Raw genomic sequence first — 15,628 nt, 5'->3', positions numbered from 1 at the left:
CATGTAGCATAGGAGGTCGGGGGCGCAAGGGGCAGACCCGATGGCTGGACGGGGCCGGAGCGGGCAGGGCGGGGCGGATGCCGATCGCGGCATCAGCGAGCAGCTTCTCTTTGCTTCGACCCAGCCGCTTTTCCCGCCTGCGGCCCGGCTGCCCGATGGCGCAAACGAGGCCGGCGGGCCGGTGGCGGAGAGCCGCGTCATCCCCGTATTGCCGCCGGAGATCGCCAGACTTCAGCCACCTCCGGTCTTGCCTGATCGCATCGCCGTCTGGACACGGCGCATGCGGCTGTTGTTGCGCCAGGACTGGCGCGGCGCACTCGGTTCGGTTGTCAGCCTGGAGCTCGACCGGGGTGCTGCATTTCTGTTCGCGCCGGTGTTCCTGGCGGCAGGTGCCGCCGTCTATTTTTCGCTGACCGAAGAACCGGCCTTCCTTCAGCCGGTTGCTTCCTGCCTTGCGCTGGCGGCCATTGCCTTGCTTGCCGGGGCGAAGGCTCATCTCGCGGCAATGGCCGTGCTGTTCTTCGTGCTCGGTATCCTGGCCGGCAAGGTCGAGACCTGGCGTATGCCGGGCGACACGCTGGGCGCCGAGGTCTCGACCGGCATAACCGGGCGCGTCGTGGCGGTCGAGCCGATGGCGAGCGGCCGCACAAGGCTGACGCTGGACGTTCTTAGCACCCAGCGGCCAAAGCTGCGCTACCAGCCTGAGCGGGTGCGCCTGTCGGCGCTGGCGGTGCCCGATGGCGTCAAGGCCGGCTCGGAGGTCAACGGTTATGCGCGGCTGATGCCGCCAGCCGGCCCAGTGCGGCCAAACGGCTACGATTTTTCCTTCGAAAGCTTCTTCGACGGCATCGGCGCCACCGGCTTCTTCATGGGCAAGCCGAAACTGGTGACGCCCGCGAACGATGCGATGCCCGTCATGGCGCGCCTGTCGGTGGCGGTCGAAACCGCGCGGGAGACAATCGCTGCCCGCATTCGCGCCACCATCGGCGGCGCGGAAGGCGAAATCGCCGCCGCGCTGATCGTCGGCGTGCGCGCCGGCATTCCAGAACCCGTCAACGAGGCGATGCGGCGCACCGGTATCTATCACATCATTTCCATTTCCGGCCTGCACATGGCGCTGGTGGCCGGAACCGTCATGGCGCTGCTGCGCGGGACCTTCGCGCTGTTTCCGGATTTTTCGGCGCGGCATCCGGTGAAGAAATATGCGGCCCTTGCCGCGCTGGTCTCGATCGCTGCCTATCTCGCCATCTCCGGCATGGTGGTGGCCGCCGAACGCAGCTTCATCATGCTGGCGGTGATGCTGGTCGCCGTTCTCTTGGATCGTGCCGCGCTGTCGATGCGCAATCTGGCGATATCGGCGGTCGTCGTCATCCTGATCGCGCCGCACGAGGTGGTCGGGCCCTCCTTCCAGATGTCGTTTGCCGCCACCGCCGCGCTGATCGGTGCCTATGCTGCCTGGTCCGAACGCCGGGGCATCGCGCCGACCGGCCCGCCGCCGGCGCGGTCGCTGGCGGGATTTCTCGTACACAAGTCGCTGGTGGGGCTGATCGGTCTCGCCGTGACGTCCATCGTCGCCGGTCTTGCGACGGCCTTGTTCGCGGCCTGGCACTTCCAGCGCATTTCGCCGCTCAGCCTGCTCGCCAACCTTGCCGTGATGCCGATCGTCTCGCTTGTCGTCATGCCGGCCGCCGTTTTCAGCGCGCTCGCCATGCCGTTCGGGGCCGACGGACCGTTCCTCTACGCCATGGGCAAGGGGTTGTCGGCGATGATGGCGATCGCCGAATGGATCTCAGCACGCTCGCCGGTCGATGCCGTCGGGCTCGTCTCGACGCAATCGGTTTTGCTGGTCACGGCCGCACTGGCGATCGGCGCCATGGCCACGACATGGCTGCGGCTGCTCGCCGTGCCGCTGGCCTTCGCCGGCATCGTGGCGATGGACGATGTCGAGACGCCCGACGTGCTGGTGGCCGAGGATGCGCGCCTCGTCGCCATGCCCATCGGCGGCGGCGAACTGGCGGTCAGCCGGCCGCGCCCCAATGCGTTCACGCTCGACAATTGGCGCCGCGCGCTCGATGCCGAGACTGTCGTCCTTCCCGAGACGGCGGCATCGGCCGGCGTCGCCTTGGCGGACGCGCAGGACCTGCCGCCCGGCACGCCGTTTCTGTGTGCGCAGGATCTCTGCTTTGCCCGCCATCCCGATGGCCCGGTCGTGGCGACGGCGCCCAATGCGCGCGCCGCGAAGCCCGCCTGTGCGGTCGCCGCCGTGATCGTCATCGACGACGCCACGGCGCGCGATCTTTGCGAGGACGCCGCCGTCGTCGTCATCACCCGACAGGATCTGGCCCGCGCCGGCAGCGCGGCGGTCTATTTCGACCCGCAAAATGCCGCTGCTGCCGCAACGGCGCGCTTCGCCCTCGAAGACAGCTCCCGGCCCTGGCACGCGCAGCGCCGGTTTTCACGCGAGGCGAGGGGCCTGCCGCCCCGGCAGCAGGAGCGCGTGAAGTCCAATGCCAAGGCAGGCAAATTCGATGCCTCGGCAAACAGATTCGATGCCGACACAAACAGGCGCGATGCGCGTGCGAACAAACGCGATGCCACGCCGAACGGTCCTGATGTCACGACAGAACAACGAGATCACGCGCCTCAAACGCCAGAAAATTAGCCGGCTATCAATTCGGCAAGACCGCGTCCACTAAACCGGCTCCGCGACATTTCAGCGGAGGAAAGAGACCTGCTACGAGCGCTTGGAGCCGGCTCCGAGCGCGTCGAGCCGACCTGTTCCGGCCTCATTAATAGCGGCGGATCAGGCCGACCAGCTTGCCTTGCACCTTGACCCGGTCCGGCCCGAAAATGCGGGTTTCATAGGCCGGATTGGCGGCCTCCAGCGCAATCGACGCGCCCTTGCGGCGGAAGCGCTTCAGCGTCGCTTCCTCCTCGTCGACCAGTGCCACGACGATCTCGCCGGGATTGGCGGTGTTGGCATTGCGGATGATGACCGTGTCGCCGTCGAAAATGCCGGCCTCGATCATCGAATCGCCTTTGACCTCAAGGGCATAGTGGTCACCGCCCGAAATCATGTCAGGCGGCACCGAGATGGAATGCGTGCGGTGCTGGATGGCGTCGATCGGCACACCGGCGGCGATGCGGCCCATGACGGGAATGGAAACGGCGGAGCCGGCATCGTCGTCATTGCTGGCCGACTGCGGGCGCTGCGGCTCCTTGGCCGCCGGGCGGCCGAGGCTGCCTTGGATGACGGCCGGCGAAAACCTCCTGGCCGCGTTGAGGCCGGGCGCGATGGAATCGGGCAGACGCAAAACTTCGAGCGCCCGGGCCCGGTTCGGCAGCCGGCGGATGAAGCCGCGCTCTTCCAGAGCGGTGATCAGGCGGTGGATGCCGGACTTCGATGCAAGATCGAGCGCCTCCTTCATCTCGTCGAAAGAGGGTGGGATGCCGCTTTCTTTCAGTCGTTCGTGGATGAAGAGCAGAAGCTCGTGTTGCTTGCGTGTCAGCATTGTCACCCCCAGGGGACTGGAACCGGAATCAGTAAAACAAACCCGGAACAAACACTATCTGTTCCATTTGTGTTCCGCAACCATTTAAAGTTTAATGAATCTGTTGACGCTTTGTTCAGCCTGATGCCGCCGGAACTCGATCTCGACTTTTTCGTCGCGCCGGGGCGAGTGGCTTTGCAAATGGCAGAATCGAGGCGCCACTGCATGGTTGAGCAGAACAGGCGCGCGGTGTGAAGAGCCCGGGCCTGCAACAAAGGCACGGCCCGGCCGGATTGTGCCAAGCCGGCCGACAAAGACGTTGCTGCTACGCGTCCCGCGCCTTCCAGCCTGGTGATTACTCGGCAAAAAGATTCGCAGCCATGTAGTCGACAAAAACCCGAACCTTGGGCGAGAGGTATCGGTTGGTCGGCCAAAGGATCCGAAACGTCCCGGCCTCGCTAAGGTAGTCTTCCAGTAGCGGCACCAGCTTTCTCTCGGCCAGGCCTGAGGATACGGCAAACGGCGGAAGGCATGTGATGCCGAAAGATCGTTCGGCGAGATAGATCAATGGTTCCAACGTGCTGGCGACCGTGGTGACGGGAAGGTCGAGCTTCAGCTCGCGTCCATCGCGCGCCAGCGGCCACGGTTCGAGCCGTCCCGAATTCGCGAAGCGATGATGCAGGCACCGATGCAGGAGGAGGTCCTCCGGCACACTCGGCCTGCCGTTTTCGGCGAGATATTCGGGTGCCGCGACAATCATGTGCCTGAATGTCCCGAGCTTGCGGCTCATCAGGCGCGTGTCCTTGACGTCGCCCGTTCGAACGACGGCGTCGAAACCCTCCTCGATGACATCGACAAGCCGGTCGGTGAAATCGAGATCGAGGTTGATCTGCGGATATGTTGCCATGAAAGCCGACAGCGTCGGCATCAAAAGCATGCCGGCCAGGGGAAGGCTCACGCGAAGCTGCCCGCGCGGGGTCGCCTGCGACCGCGACAGCTGGGCCTGAGCTTGTTCGAATTCCGCCTGGATGCGCCGGCAGCTGTCGAGGAAAAAACTGCCTTCCTCGGTCAGCGCCATACTGCGCGTCGAGCGGTGAAAAAGGCGCGCGCCCATCTCGTCCTCGAGCCGCAGGATGGCCTTGCCGACAGCGGAACCCGACAGGCCGAGCCGTTGCGCAGCGCTCGCGAAACTTCCCGCCTCGGCCACCTGAATGAAAATGCCAAGCGTTCCAAGCGTATCCATGGAGAGTCAATTCCGGAAAAAATATCCGATGTGATGAGAATACCGGACCATTTATCCGATATTTCCGTCCCGATATCCAGATGCCGTCGCGCACAGTCCGCCGCGATCCTCAAATGGAGATACGCATGACCACCCAATCGAACGCCGCCTTCGCGGCCACTCCCCAGCCAACGACCTTCATCGTCAACGTCATCCACGCCCACCCCGGAAAGCAGGAGGAGGCTTTCGCCATCATCCAGGACGTCGTGCACTATGTCGCCGAACGCAAGGAAGGTTTCCTCTGGAGCACGCTGGCCAAGAGCACGGACGGACAAACGGTCGTGAATGTCGAAGCGATCCAGGGCGCCGGCGATGTCGACACGTTCTTCTCCGATCCAGTCTTCGTGGAGAAGTTCCGCAAGCTGGACGCGGTGTCCAAAAGCGAATTTCACACCTACACCGTCGGCGATCTCGTGCTGCCGAAGCGCGTGGCGGCGACCTGATTCACCTAACGATGCCGCGCGCGACGGTTCGAGAATCGGGATCGGTGTTCGGTAAAAACAACGCGTAAATTCAAGGGATTAAAGAGCTTTTTGTACGTCCGAGGCGGACGTGCGGCGGCTTGAAAACAGTTCTTCGCTGCCGCCAGTTTTTTGCTCCGCTCGTCAGCGCAGCATCAGCACCTGGCAGGGCTCGCCGGCGATAGCGGCGGCGGCGAAGGGCGGGCGCACGATCAGCCCGTTGGCATCGGCCAGCGTGCGCAGCATCGAGGAGTCCTGGATGCCCAACGGGGTGGCGATGAGGGCGCCAGCGCGCTCCTCCACGACCGCGCGAACATAATCCTGGCGCCGATCATTAGCCGGCATATTACTTGCCAGTTTCACCTCGCGCATGTCTTGCCTGAAGAGGCGCCCGCCGAGGCGGGCGAGCAGCGGTTTCAGGAACAGTTGCGAGCAGACCAGGCTGGCGACCGGATTGCCGGGCAGGCCGATGCAGCGAATGGCGCCCATGCGGCCGAACAGCAGGGGCTTGCCGGGGCGCATGGCGAGCTTCCAGAAGTCGAGCGTCATGCCTTCGCCGGTCAGCACGTCGTGGACCAAATCGTGGTCGCCCACCGAGGCGCCGCCCAGCGTGACGATGATGTCGGCACCGGCGTCGACGGCATGCCTGACCAAAGCGGCGATCGCGTCCTTGCGGTCGGCGGCGATGCCGAGGTCGAGCGCCCTGGCGCCCACCGCCTGCGCCGCGGCGGCGACGCCATAGGCGTTGGACGAGATGATCTGGCCGGAACCAAGCACGCTGCCCGGCGGCAGCAATTCGTCGCCGGTGGCGATGATGGCGACCAGCGGCCGGCGAACGACAGCCACCGTGGGGTGATTGGCGGAGGCGGCAAGCGACAAAGCGGCGGCGTCAAGCAGCCGGCCTTTGTCGAGCAGCACGTTGCCGCTCTCGAAATCCAGGCCCTTGCGGCGCACATTGCGCCCTTCGGCGGTCGGCTCCAGAAGTTCGACCGTGCCGTCGCCGAGATTGCGCACGTTTTCCTGAATGACGACGGTGTCGGCGCCGGCCGGCAGCGGCGCTCCGGTGAAGATGCGCACGGTCTCGCCGGGTCCCACCGTTCCGGTGAATCCGCGGCCCGCCGGCGCCTGGCCGATCACCGTGAGGCGACCCGCCGCAGCCGCCACGTCCGCGCCGCGGGCGGCATAGCCGTCCATGGCGGAGGCGTCGAAAGGCGGTTGCGTGCGCAGCGCCACCAGCGGCTCGGCCAGAACCCGGTCATAAGCCTCGGCAAGCGGGATGGTTTCGGCGGGCAGCGGCATGGCGTCGCCGAGAAGGCGCGCCAGCGCGTCGTCGACCGGCACCAGCGACATCAGGCACCCGCCTTGTAGTCGCCGGATTTGCCGCCGGTCTTCTCGACCAGCCGGATACCGGAAATGGTCATGGCGCGGTCCACCGCCTTCGCCATATCGTAGATGGTGAGGCAGGCGACCGAGGCGGCCGTCAGCGCCTCCATCTCGACACCGGTCTTGCCGGTGACGCGCGCCAGCGCCGTTACCTTCAGGCCGGGAAGGGCGTGGTCCGGCTCGATATCGACCGAAACCTTGGTCAAAAGCAGCGGATGGCAGAGCGGGATCAGTTCATGCGCCTTCTTGGCGGCCATGATGCCGGCGATGCGGGCGGTGCCCAGCACATCGCCTTTCTTGGCATTGCCCGCAAGGATCATGGCGAGCGTGTCGGCCTGCATGGCAACAAAACCTTCGGCCACCGCAGTGCGAACCGTCTCGGCCTTGTCGCCGACATCGACCATATGCGCCTCGCCCTGAGCGCCAAGATGGGTGAGGGCGCTGCCGGCCACGGTCAGAGGGCCTCGGCCCTGGCGTCGAGCCCGAGAAGCGTGCGCGTGGCGCCGGTCACGTCGGCCTGTCGCATCAGGCTTTCGCCGACCAGGAAGGTGCCGATGCCGCTCTTTTCCATGCGGCGGCAGTCTTCATGGGTGAAGATGCCGCTTTCGCTGACCAGCAGGCGCCCGTCCGGCACCATGCCGGCGAGGCGCTCCGAGGTTTCGAGGCTGGTCTCGAAGGTGCGCAGATTGCGGTTGTTGATGCCGATGAGGCGCGAGCGCAGTTTCAGCGCCCGCGTCGTTTCTTCCTCGTCGTGAACTTCGATCAGCGCGTCCATTCCGAGCGAGAAAGCGGTTTCCTCGAGCTCGGCGGCCAGCCCGTCGTCGACGCTTGCCATGATGATGAGGATGGCGTCGGCGCCCCAGGCACGCGCTTCGTAGACCTGATAGGGATCGAACAGGAAATCCTTGCGCAGCGCCGGCAGGTTACAAGCCTTGCGCGCCTCGGTCAGGAATTCCGGCGCGCCCTGGAACGACGGTGCGTCGGTCAGCACCGAGAGGCAGGCAGCGCCGCCCGCCTGGTAGGCGCGCGCCAGCGCCGGCGGATCGAAATCGGCGCGGATCAGCCCCTTGGACGGGCTCGCCTTCTTGATCTCGGCGATCAGCGCGAAGGCGCCGGCCGCGCGTTTTGTCTCCAGCGCCGCCAGGAAACCCCGCGGGCGGTCGGCATCGGCGGCGCGCACCTTCATCTCGGCCAGCGGCACGCGCGCCTTGGCGGCGGCGATCTCGTCGCGCTTGTAGGCTTCTATCTTGCGCAGGATATCGGCCATGGCCCTACTCGTTGGAAACCTTCACCAGCCGGTCGAGCACCGCCTTGGCCTTGCCGCTGTCGATGGCGGCGACCGCTTGCGCGATGCCGTCCTCCAGCGTCGCCGCCTTGCCGGCCACCACCAGTCCGGCGCCGGCGTTCATCAGCACTGTATCACGATAGGCGCCCGGCGCCCCGGCCAGCATGCGGCGCAGCGCCTCGGCATTGTAGGCGGCGTCGCCGCCGCGCAGATCCTGTTTCGAATGCCGCTTGAGACCGACCATCTCGGGCGTCAGCTTGAAGCTACGGATCGCGCCGCCAACCAGTTCGGCCACCTCGGTCTCGCCGGTGGTGGTGATCTCGTCATAGCCGTCGCCATGCGCAACCCAGGCATGGTCGGCGCCCAGCGCCTTCAATGTCTCGGCCACTGGCAAAATCCATTCGGGCGCGAACACGCCGACCATCTGGCGGGTGACGCCGGCCGGGTTGGACAGCGGTCCGAGCAGGTTGAAGATGGTGCGGGTGCCGAGTTCGCCGCGCACCGGGCCGACATGTTTCATGGCCGGGTGATGCGACGGCGCGAACATGAAGCCGACGCCGGCCTTGGCGATGCAGTGGCCGATGGCCTCCGGCGTCAGGTCGAGCTTGATGCCGAGGCCGGTCAGCACGTCGGCCGAACCGGTCTGCGAGGACAGGCCGCGATTGCCATGCTTGGCCACCGGCACGCCGGCGCCGGCGATGACGAAGGCCGAGGCGGTCGAGATGTTGAGCGAATGCGAGCCGTCGCCGCCGGTGCCGACGATGTCGATCGCGCCGGCCGGCGCCTCGACGCGCAGCATCTTGTCGCGCATGGTGGCGACCGCGCCGGAAATCTCGCTCACCGCCTCGCCGCGCACGCGCAGCGCCATCAGGAAGCCACCGATCTGGCCGGGCGTCGCGTCTCCCGACATGATGATGTCGAAGGCCTCGCGCGCCTCCTCGAAGGACAGCCTGTGCCCGGCCGCCACGCGGGCGATATGGGGCTTCAGCGCGCTCATTGGACCTGCTGGGCCTGCGAAACGGCTGTCTGGTCGACGCGCACCTCGAACTGCGTCCGCAGCTGTGCCACGAGTTCGTCGAGCAGGTCGTCGGACATGCCCGAGGCGAAGGTCTTCTTGACGTCGTCGGGCATGGTGTTGGCATCGACGCCGGCCGGCTCGAACACTTCGGCGACCTTGAACAGGATCTTGGCGGCGCCGGTCGGTGCCGAAACGACGCCCGAGCCGCCTTCGCCGACGGCGAACATGGCGGAGGTGCCGTCCTTGCCGAAATCGGCGTCGTCGGTCTCGCGCTTGAGGCCGCGCTTGGTCTGCTTCTCCAGTTTGAGTTCGCCGGCGACGGTTTCGAGCGTGGCCCCAGCCTTGACGCGCTTTTCCAGCTCGTCGGCCTTGGCGGTCAGGCGCTTGTCGGCTTCGGCCAGCGTCCAGTCGGCGACCACCTTCTGACGCACTTCGTCGAGCGGACGGTCGCGGGCAGGGGTGACGCCGTTCAGTTCATAGAACACATAGCCGTTGTCGGCGGTGGTCAGGCCTTCGTTCTCGATGCCCTGACCGGCGTCGAACACGGCGCGGATCAGCGCCACCGATTCCGGCAGGCCGGTGACCACGGTGGCGTCCGGCCGCTGACCGGTGCGGTCGAGGGCGTCGACGGTGGTTACCTTGAGCTTCAGCTTCTCGGCCGCTTCCTTCATGGTGGCGCCGCCGGCGCGGGCGTCCTCATAGGCGTCGTGGGTGTCGAGCAGGATGCGGCTCGCCTCGTTGACGGCCAGTTCCTTGCGGATCTCGGCTGTGACTTCCGCGACCGGCTTCACCACTTCCGGCTTGATCTCGGTGACGCGCACCAGCACCGGGCCGAAGGCGCCCTGGATGACCTGGCTGACCTCGTTGGCGTTCAGCGCGAAGGCCGCCTCGGCCACCGCCTTGTCGCCGATCTTGTCCTTGGAGAGCGTGCCCAGAAGCGTGTCGGCCGGCGTCTTGCCCTCGGCGGTGATCAGCTTGTCGAAGGTGCCGCCGCTCTTCAGCGAATCGACGGCAGCCTTGGCGGCTTCCGGCGATTTGTAGACGAGCTGCTGGATGGTGCGGGTTTCAGGCGTCGTGTAGCGCGCCTTGTTCTTCTCGTAGTCGTCCTTGATCTGCTGCTCGGTCACCGCGGAGAGGTCCATGATGTCCTCGGGCTCGAGGCGCACATAGGAGAACTTGCGGTATTCGGGCGCGGCGTATTTCTTCTTGTTGGCCTCGAAATAGGCCCTCAGGTCGCTGTCGGACGGCGGATTGATCGGCTCAACCATCGCCTTCGGCAGCACCAGATAGTCGACGGTGCGGTCCTCGCCGCGATAAAGGGCGACAGCCTTGAGGAAGGTGTCCGGCGCCTTCATGCCGTCGGAGACGGCCTCGACGATCTGCTGGCGGGTGGCCACCTGCATGCGGTTCTTCAGATAGTCTTCCGGACGCATGCCGATCTGGCGCAGCACATAGTCGAACATGCGGCGGTCGAACTGACCGTCGGCGCCCTTGAAGGCGGCGTCCTCGCGGGTCAGCTCGGCGATGCGGTTTTCCGAAAGGCCGAGGCCGAGCTTGCGCGCCTGCTCGTCCAGCACCGCGCCGGAGACCAGCTGCGACAGAACGCGATTCTCGACGCCCAGCTGCTTGGCCTGTTCGCGCGTCAGCCGCTGGCCGAACTGCTGCGACATGACGTTGATCTCGCGGTCATAGGCGAGGCGGTATTCGGTGACGGAGACGGAAGTGCCGCCCGTGGTCAGCACACTGTGGTGGCCGGCGATGGTGCCCATCATGCGGCTGGAGATGCCCCAGACGGCGAAACTCACCACCAACAGGGAGAGCAGCGCTTTCGCGACCCAGGTTCCCGCCGCGTTCCGCAATGTAGAGAGCATGTCGTTGTCCAAATTAAATCAAGCCAAGCGCAATAGCGTCCTTCACGCCCACTGTCGATTGCTTTGTGGCCTGATTTTGGTAGGGAAGACCGCGACAGACCGGCCGGAGATCACAAGAATGACACCAGGAATACGCCCTCTCGTGGCAGGCAACTGGAAGATGAACGGAACCAGCGCCTCGCTTCCCGAACTGCGCTCCATCGGCCAGGGCTTCATCAACGGGCTCGACGCCAGGACCGACGCGCTGGTCTGCGTGCCGGCGACCTTGCTGTCGCGCGCCGCCGAAACGGTTTCCGGAACGCCGGTTCACGTCGGCGGCGAGGATTGCCATGCCAATCAGAGCGGCGCCCATACCGGCGACGTCTCGGCCGAGATGCTGAAGGATGCCGGCGCCAGCCATGTCATCGTCGGCCATTCCGAGCGCCGCACCGACCATGGCGAGAGCGACGCCACCGTCCACGCCAAGGCCGAGGCCGCCTGGCGCGCCGGGCTGGTCGCCATCATCTGCGTCGGTGAAACCCGCGCGCAGCGCGAAAGCGGCGCGACGCTCGATGTTCTGTCCACGCAGGTCGCGGGTTCGGTGCCGTCCAGCGCGACAGCCGCCAATGCGGTGCTCGCCTATGAGCCGGTCTGGGCGATCGGTACCGGCCTGACGCCGACGGCCGCGGATGTGGCTGAGGCCCATGCCCATATCCGCGAAAAGCTCGCCGAAAAGCTCGGCCAGGCGGCCGCGGCCAAGATGCGCATTCTTTATGGCGGCTCGGTCAAGCCATCCAACGCGGTCGAACTGCTTGGCGTCGCCAATGTCGACGGCGCGCTGGTCGGCGGCGCCAGCCTCAAGGCGGCCGATTTCCTTGGCATCGCCGAGGCCTATCGCAACCTCTGACGGCGTGCTTTTCGGTTGCAAAGCCGGCACCGGTCCCCATATTCCGGTGCCGGGCTTGGAAATGCCATCAAAGCGTTGTAAGAGCCGCCACCTGTTCACCGGTCGCCGCTGGCGCCCAAGCCAGCTTTGCCAAGGTAGACAATGCAAACAGTCCTGATCGTCGTCCATCTCATGATCGTGCTCGCGCTTGTCGGCGTCGTGCTTCTGCAGCGTTCGGAAGGCGGCGGTCTCGGCATCGGCGGCGGTTCCGGCTTCATGACCGCCCGCGGTGCCGCCAACGCGCTGACCCGCGCGACGGCGATCCTCGCGGCACTGTTCTTCGCCACTTCGCTGATCCTGTCGATCTCGGCGCGTTACGGCGGCAAGGCGACCGATTTCCTCGACCGCGCTCCGGTGACGCAGCAGACCGGCGGCAAGGGCGTTCTCGACAAGCTTCCGGGCCAGGTCACTCCGGCTGCTCCGGCAGGCACTGCCGCCCCGGCTTCGGGCGACGGCGCCGCCAAGCCGCAATCGACGGCTCCGGCCGCGCCGACCGGCGATGGCGCGGCGACCACCGCTCCGGCTGGCACCGCTCCCGCCCCGGCACAGCCGGCGCAGCCGCAGGTTCCAAACCAGTAAGCGAACAGGCGCGCGGCGCTCCAGCGGCCGCGTTGTCCAATCCAGAAACGCCCGTGGGACCGACCGGTCCGGCGGGCGTTTTTATTTGCTCGTCCACGCTGCGGCGGCGAATGGCACGCGCGGCGCTGGCCCTTCGGGAAATCCAGGGAAGGGTGCTGGCGCGGGACGGGCGCGGGCTGTCCGTCCCGATTCTGGACAATAGCCAGGCAAACAACGCCGGCGCTGGCACAGTAATGTTGCGATCTGTTGTCGTTTGAACACAGTCGCGGCAAATGCGCGGCAATCACGAAGATTCGATCTCATCTGTGTGCCGTTGGCGCTTGAGCAGGTGCCGGCTGTTCGATTATAGCGAAATTGCGGCAATTGAGGCACCTTCCGGGCGCCCGCTGTTGCCGTGGGCAACACGCATTTCTTCTGGACGGAACCTCGCCATGCGGCTTCGCAGTTTCATTCTCGCCGGCCTTTGTGCCGTGCTCACCCTTGGTGCGCCTGCTTATGCGGCCGCGCCAGCCAATACCAAGGCAGCCAAGGCGGATATCGCCAAGACCAAGAGCGCCGCTGTCGAGCTGAAACAGCTCAAGAAGAAAAAGAAGCCGACCGAGGCCGATCTCGCCCGCATCCAGGAACTGGAGAAGCAGGTCCGGGTCGAGCGCGAACTGGCCAAGGAAAAAGTGCTCGAAGCCCGCAAGATGGCCATGCGCGAGGCCGCCAAGGCCAAGGCGGATGCCGCCCGTCAGGAATTCCTGACCAAGAAGGGTCAGAAGCCGGTCGTTCAGGACGCCGACGCCGAAGACGCCAAGTCGGCCAAGAAGCTGGTGAAACTTGAAACCGCAAAGCCGGTACAGCCGATCCCCGCTGTCGTGGAAGAGCCGCTGACGCCAGAAGCACAGGACGTCGTTTCAAACGGCAACAATGGCGAGCTGCGCAGCGAGCCGCGCCCGGGTGAAACCGCTACGCGTCCCAACAACGGCCTGTTCGCCGGTCTGTTCGGCGGTGCTGCCGGCTCGTCTTCGATGTCCATGCTGCCGCAGACGCGCGCGCTCGACGCCGCGCTCGACCGCAAGCAGTCCAAGAAGCCGTTCAAGGTGAAGCCGGAATACGAACCGCAGGAAGTGGCGTTCACCGGCTACGAGCCCGGTACCATCGTCATCAACACCGAAGAGCGCCGGCTCTATCTGGTCGAATCCTGGGGCACGGCTCGCCGCTACGCCATCGCGGTCGGCAAGGAAGGCCTGCAGTACAAGGGCATGACCACCGTCGGCGACAAGCAGGAATGGCCGCGCTGGATCCCGACCAAGGACATGCAGGAACGCGAGCCGAAGAAATACGGCCAGTACAAGGACGGAATGCCCGGCGGCGGTGCGAACCCGCTCGGCGCCCGTGCCATCTACCTCTATGACGGCAAGAAGGATACGCATCTGCGCATCCACGGCACGATTGCGCCGCAGTCGATCGGCACCAGCGCCTCCAATGGCTGCTTCCGCATGATCAACGACCACGTCATCGAGCTCTACAACCGCGTCAAGATGGGCACCAAGGTCGTCGTCCTGTAACGCGGTACACACAATTGGCGAAAGGGCCGGCTCCAGCCGGCCCTTTTGTTTTGGCTGCGTTCCGGCAGCCTTCATCTCCGGGAAAAACCATGCGCGGCGGTTTTTCCACTGGCGGAATCAATTCAGCCGCGCTAAGCGATGGTTCCCATGGCCCGATATGTATTCATCACCGGCGGCGTGGTTTCTTCCCTTGGAAAAGGCATTGCCGCAGCGGCTCTTGGAGCCCTGTTGCAGGCGCGCGGCTACCGCGCGCGCATCAAAAAACTCGATCCCTACCTCAATGTAGACCCCGGCACGATGTCGCCTTACCAGCATGGCGAAGTGTTCGTGACTGACGATGGCGCCGAGACCGATCTCGATCTCGGCCATTACGAGCGTTTCACCAACCGCTCGGCCAATCACAACGACAACATCACCACTGGTCGCATCTACAAGAACATCATCGAGCGCGAGCGGCGCGGCGACTATCTGGGCGCGACCGTGCAGGTCATTCCGCACGTCACCGATGAGATCAAGAATTTCGTGCTCGATGGCAATGACGACTACGATTTCGTGCTGTGCGAGATCGGCGGCACGGTGGGCGACATCGAGGCGATGCCGTTCCTGGAGGCGATCCGCCAGCTCGGCAACGACCTGCCGCGCAACAATGCCGTCTATGTGCACCTGACGCTGATGCCCTATATCCCGGCGGCCGGCGAACTGAAGACCAAGCCGACGCAGCATTCGGTCAAGGAACTGCGTTCGATCGGCATCGCGCCCGACATCCTGCTCGTGCGCGCCGACCGCTCGATCCCCAAGGAAGAGCGGCGCAAGCTGTCGCTGTTCTGCAATGTGCGCGAATCGGCCGTCATCCAGGCGCTCGATGTCGGCCACATCTACGATGTGCCGATGGCCTATCACAATGAAGGGCTGGACACGGAAGTGCTTGCCGCCTTCGGCATCGAGCCGGCGCCGAAGCCGCGCATGGAGCCTTGGCAGGGCGTGGCCGAGCGCATCCACAATCCCGAGGGCGAAGTCACCATCGCCATCGTCGGCAAATATACCGGCCTCAAGGACGCCTATAAGTCGTTGATCGAGGCATTGTCGCATGGCGGTCTTGCCAATCGCGTCAAGGTCAAGCTCGACTGGATCGAGAGCGAGGTGTTCGAGAAGGAAGACCCGGCTCCGTTCCTGGAGAAGGTGCACGGCATTCTGGTGCCGGGCGGTTTCGGCGAACGCGGTTCGGAAGGCAAGATCCTGGCGGCCAAGTTCGCGCGCGAACGCAAGGTGCCGTATTTCGGCATCTGCTTCGGCATGCAGATGGCCTGCATCGAGGCGGCCCGCTCGCTGGCCGGCATCGACAAAGCGTCCTCGACGGAGTTCGGCCCGACCAAGGAGCCGGTCGTCGGCCTGATGACCGAGTGGCTGAAGGGCAACATGCTGGAGAAGCGGCAGTCCGCCGGCGACCTCGGCGGCACGATGCGGCTTGGCGCCTATGAAGCGCGGCTGGAATCCGGCTCGAAGATCTCCGACATCTACGGCGACACAAAAATTTCCGAACGCCACCGCCACCGCTACGAAGTCAACATCGACTACAAGCAGCGGCTGGAGGAATGCGGGCTGGTGTTCGCCGGCATGTCGCCCGACGGCGTGCTGCCAGAGACGGTCGAATATCCCGACCATCCCTGGTTCATCGGCGTCCAGTATCATCCGGAATTGAAGAGCCGGCCGCTGGAACCGCACCCGCTGTTCTCCTCCTTCATCGAGGCGGCGATCGCGCAGAGCCGTTTGGTCTGAAGAT

The 15,628-nt window shown here is 65.3% G+C and carries 13 protein-coding genes; 6 read left to right on the top strand and 7 right to left on the bottom strand.

Annotated features, from left to right (window positions below; translation table 11 throughout):
- Positions 1-40: 40 nt before the first annotated feature.
- Positions 41-2,662 carry a ComEC/Rec2 family competence protein gene (locus tag QFZ88_RS00915; protein ID WP_024924085.1) on the top strand — a complete coding sequence of 874 codons (2,622 nt, stop codon included), beginning with the start codon at positions 41-43 and terminating at the stop codon, positions 2,660-2,662.
- A 127-nt stretch (positions 2,663-2,789) separates the two neighbouring features.
- Here QFZ88_RS00915 and lexA read toward each other — a convergent pair whose 3' ends face one another.
- Together lexA and QFZ88_RS00905 are read right to left on the bottom strand one after the other, a co-directional pair.
- Positions 2,790-3,512 carry a transcriptional repressor LexA gene (lexA, locus tag QFZ88_RS00910; RefSeq protein ID WP_024924084.1) on the bottom strand — a complete coding sequence of 241 codons (723 nt, stop codon included), beginning with the start codon at positions 3,510-3,512 and terminating at the stop codon, positions 2,790-2,792.
- Positions 3,513-3,846: 334 nt separating this feature from the next.
- Entirely contained in the window at positions 3,847-4,734 is an 888-nt protein-coding gene (locus QFZ88_RS00905; RefSeq protein ID WP_024924083.1) for a LysR family transcriptional regulator, read from the bottom strand.
- Positions 4,735-4,859: 125 nt separating this feature from the next.
- On the opposite strand from QFZ88_RS00905, the gene QFZ88_RS00900 reads away from it, so the two are divergent.
- The gene (locus tag QFZ88_RS00900) at positions 4,860-5,216 is read left to right on the top strand and encodes an antibiotic biosynthesis monooxygenase (RefSeq protein ID WP_024924082.1); all 357 of its coding nucleotides are present in this window, start codon (positions 4,860-4,862) and stop codon (positions 5,214-5,216) included.
- Between the two features lie 162 nt (positions 5,217-5,378).
- Here the strand turns inward: QFZ88_RS00900 and glp are convergent, their stop codons facing one another.
- From glp to QFZ88_RS00875, 5 genes are read right to left on the bottom strand one after another with little or no spacing between them, the layout of a single operon-like run.
- On the bottom strand, positions 5,379-6,584 hold the full coding sequence (glp, locus tag QFZ88_RS00895; RefSeq protein WP_024924081.1) for a gephyrin-like molybdotransferase Glp: 1,206 nt from the start codon (positions 6,582-6,584) through the stop codon (positions 5,379-5,381).
- Positions 6,584-7,069, bottom strand: a complete 486-nt coding sequence (gene moaC, locus QFZ88_RS00890) for a cyclic pyranopterin monophosphate synthase MoaC (protein ID WP_024924080.1) — start codon at positions 7,067-7,069, stop codon at positions 6,584-6,586. Before moaC ends, glp begins: the two co-directional genes overlap by 1 nt.
- 2 nt (positions 7,070-7,071) lie before the next feature.
- Positions 7,072-7,884: an indole-3-glycerol phosphate synthase TrpC gene (gene trpC, locus QFZ88_RS00885; protein ID WP_024924079.1), complete on the bottom strand. Its 813-nt coding sequence runs from the start codon at positions 7,882-7,884 to the stop codon at positions 7,072-7,074.
- Between the two features lie 4 nt (positions 7,885-7,888).
- On the bottom strand, positions 7,889-8,899 hold the full coding sequence (gene trpD / locus QFZ88_RS00880) for an anthranilate phosphoribosyltransferase (RefSeq protein ID WP_024924078.1): 1,011 nt from the start codon (positions 8,897-8,899) through the stop codon (positions 7,889-7,891).
- Positions 8,896-10,791 (bottom strand): peptidyl-prolyl cis-trans isomerase, encoded by a 1,896-nt coding sequence (locus tag QFZ88_RS00875; protein WP_024924077.1) that lies wholly within the window; start codon positions 10,789-10,791, stop codon positions 8,896-8,898. Before QFZ88_RS00875 ends, trpD begins: the two co-directional genes overlap by 4 nt.
- 118 nt (positions 10,792-10,909) lie before the next feature.
- On the opposite strand from QFZ88_RS00875, the gene tpiA reads away from it, so the two are divergent.
- The 4 genes from tpiA (at position 10,910) to QFZ88_RS00855 (ending at position 15,624) form a co-directional block, all read left to right on the top strand.
- Entirely contained in the window at positions 10,910-11,677 is a 768-nt protein-coding gene (gene tpiA, locus QFZ88_RS00870) for a triose-phosphate isomerase (protein WP_024924076.1), read from the top strand.
- Positions 11,678-11,818: 141 nt separating this feature from the next.
- Positions 11,819-12,295 carry a preprotein translocase subunit SecG gene (gene secG / locus QFZ88_RS00865; RefSeq protein ID WP_024924075.1) on the top strand — a complete coding sequence of 159 codons (477 nt, stop codon included), beginning with the start codon at positions 11,819-11,821 and terminating at the stop codon, positions 12,293-12,295.
- 431 nt (positions 12,296-12,726) lie between these two features.
- Entirely contained in the window at positions 12,727-13,848 is a 1,122-nt protein-coding gene (locus QFZ88_RS00860; RefSeq protein ID WP_024924074.1) for a L,D-transpeptidase, read from the top strand.
- 138 nt (positions 13,849-13,986) lie between these two features.
- Positions 13,987-15,624: a CTP synthase gene (locus QFZ88_RS00855; protein WP_137900708.1), complete on the top strand. Its 1,638-nt coding sequence runs from the start codon at positions 13,987-13,989 to the stop codon at positions 15,622-15,624.
- Positions 15,625-15,628: the final 4 nt, after the last annotated feature.

It is taken from the genome of Mesorhizobium sp. YL-MeA3-2017 (genome assembly GCF_030814575.1).
Classification (GTDB): Bacteria; Pseudomonadota; Alphaproteobacteria; order Rhizobiales; family Rhizobiaceae; genus Mesorhizobium; species Mesorhizobium terrae.
Note: the sequence above shows the minus strand (reverse complement) of the source record. Positions and strands in the feature narration are given on the sequence as shown.

Coding starts and splice junctions, on each gene's coding strand:
- QFZ88_RS00915 (WP_024924085.1), top strand. CDS start 41: ATGGCTGGACGGGGCCGGAGCGGGCAGGGCGGGGCGGATGCCGATCGC.
- lexA (WP_024924084.1), bottom strand. CDS start 3,512: ATGCTGACACGCAAGCAACACGAGCTTCTGCTCTTCATCCACGAACGA.
- QFZ88_RS00905 (WP_024924083.1), bottom strand. CDS start 4,734: ATGGATACGCTTGGAACGCTTGGCATTTTCATTCAGGTGGCCGAGGCG.
- QFZ88_RS00900 (WP_024924082.1), top strand. CDS start 4,860: ATGACCACCCAATCGAACGCCGCCTTCGCGGCCACTCCCCAGCCAACG.
- glp (WP_024924081.1), bottom strand. CDS start 6,584: ATGTCGCTGGTGCCGGTCGACGACGCGCTGGCGCGCCTTCTCGGCGAC.
- trpC (WP_024924079.1), bottom strand. CDS start 7,884: ATGGCCGATATCCTGCGCAAGATAGAAGCCTACAAGCGCGACGAGATC.
- trpD (WP_024924078.1), bottom strand. CDS start 8,899: ATGAGCGCGCTGAAGCCCCATATCGCCCGCGTGGCGGCCGGGCACAGG.
- QFZ88_RS00875 (WP_024924077.1), bottom strand. CDS start 10,791: ATGCTCTCTACATTGCGGAACGCGGCGGGAACCTGGGTCGCGAAAGCG.
- tpiA (WP_024924076.1), top strand. CDS start 10,910: ATGACACCAGGAATACGCCCTCTCGTGGCAGGCAACTGGAAGATGAAC.
- secG (WP_024924075.1), top strand. CDS start 11,819: ATGCAAACAGTCCTGATCGTCGTCCATCTCATGATCGTGCTCGCGCTT.
- QFZ88_RS00860 (WP_024924074.1), top strand. CDS start 12,727: ATGCGGCTTCGCAGTTTCATTCTCGCCGGCCTTTGTGCCGTGCTCACC.
- QFZ88_RS00855 (WP_137900708.1), top strand. CDS start 13,987: ATGGTTCCCATGGCCCGATATGTATTCATCACCGGCGGCGTGGTTTCT.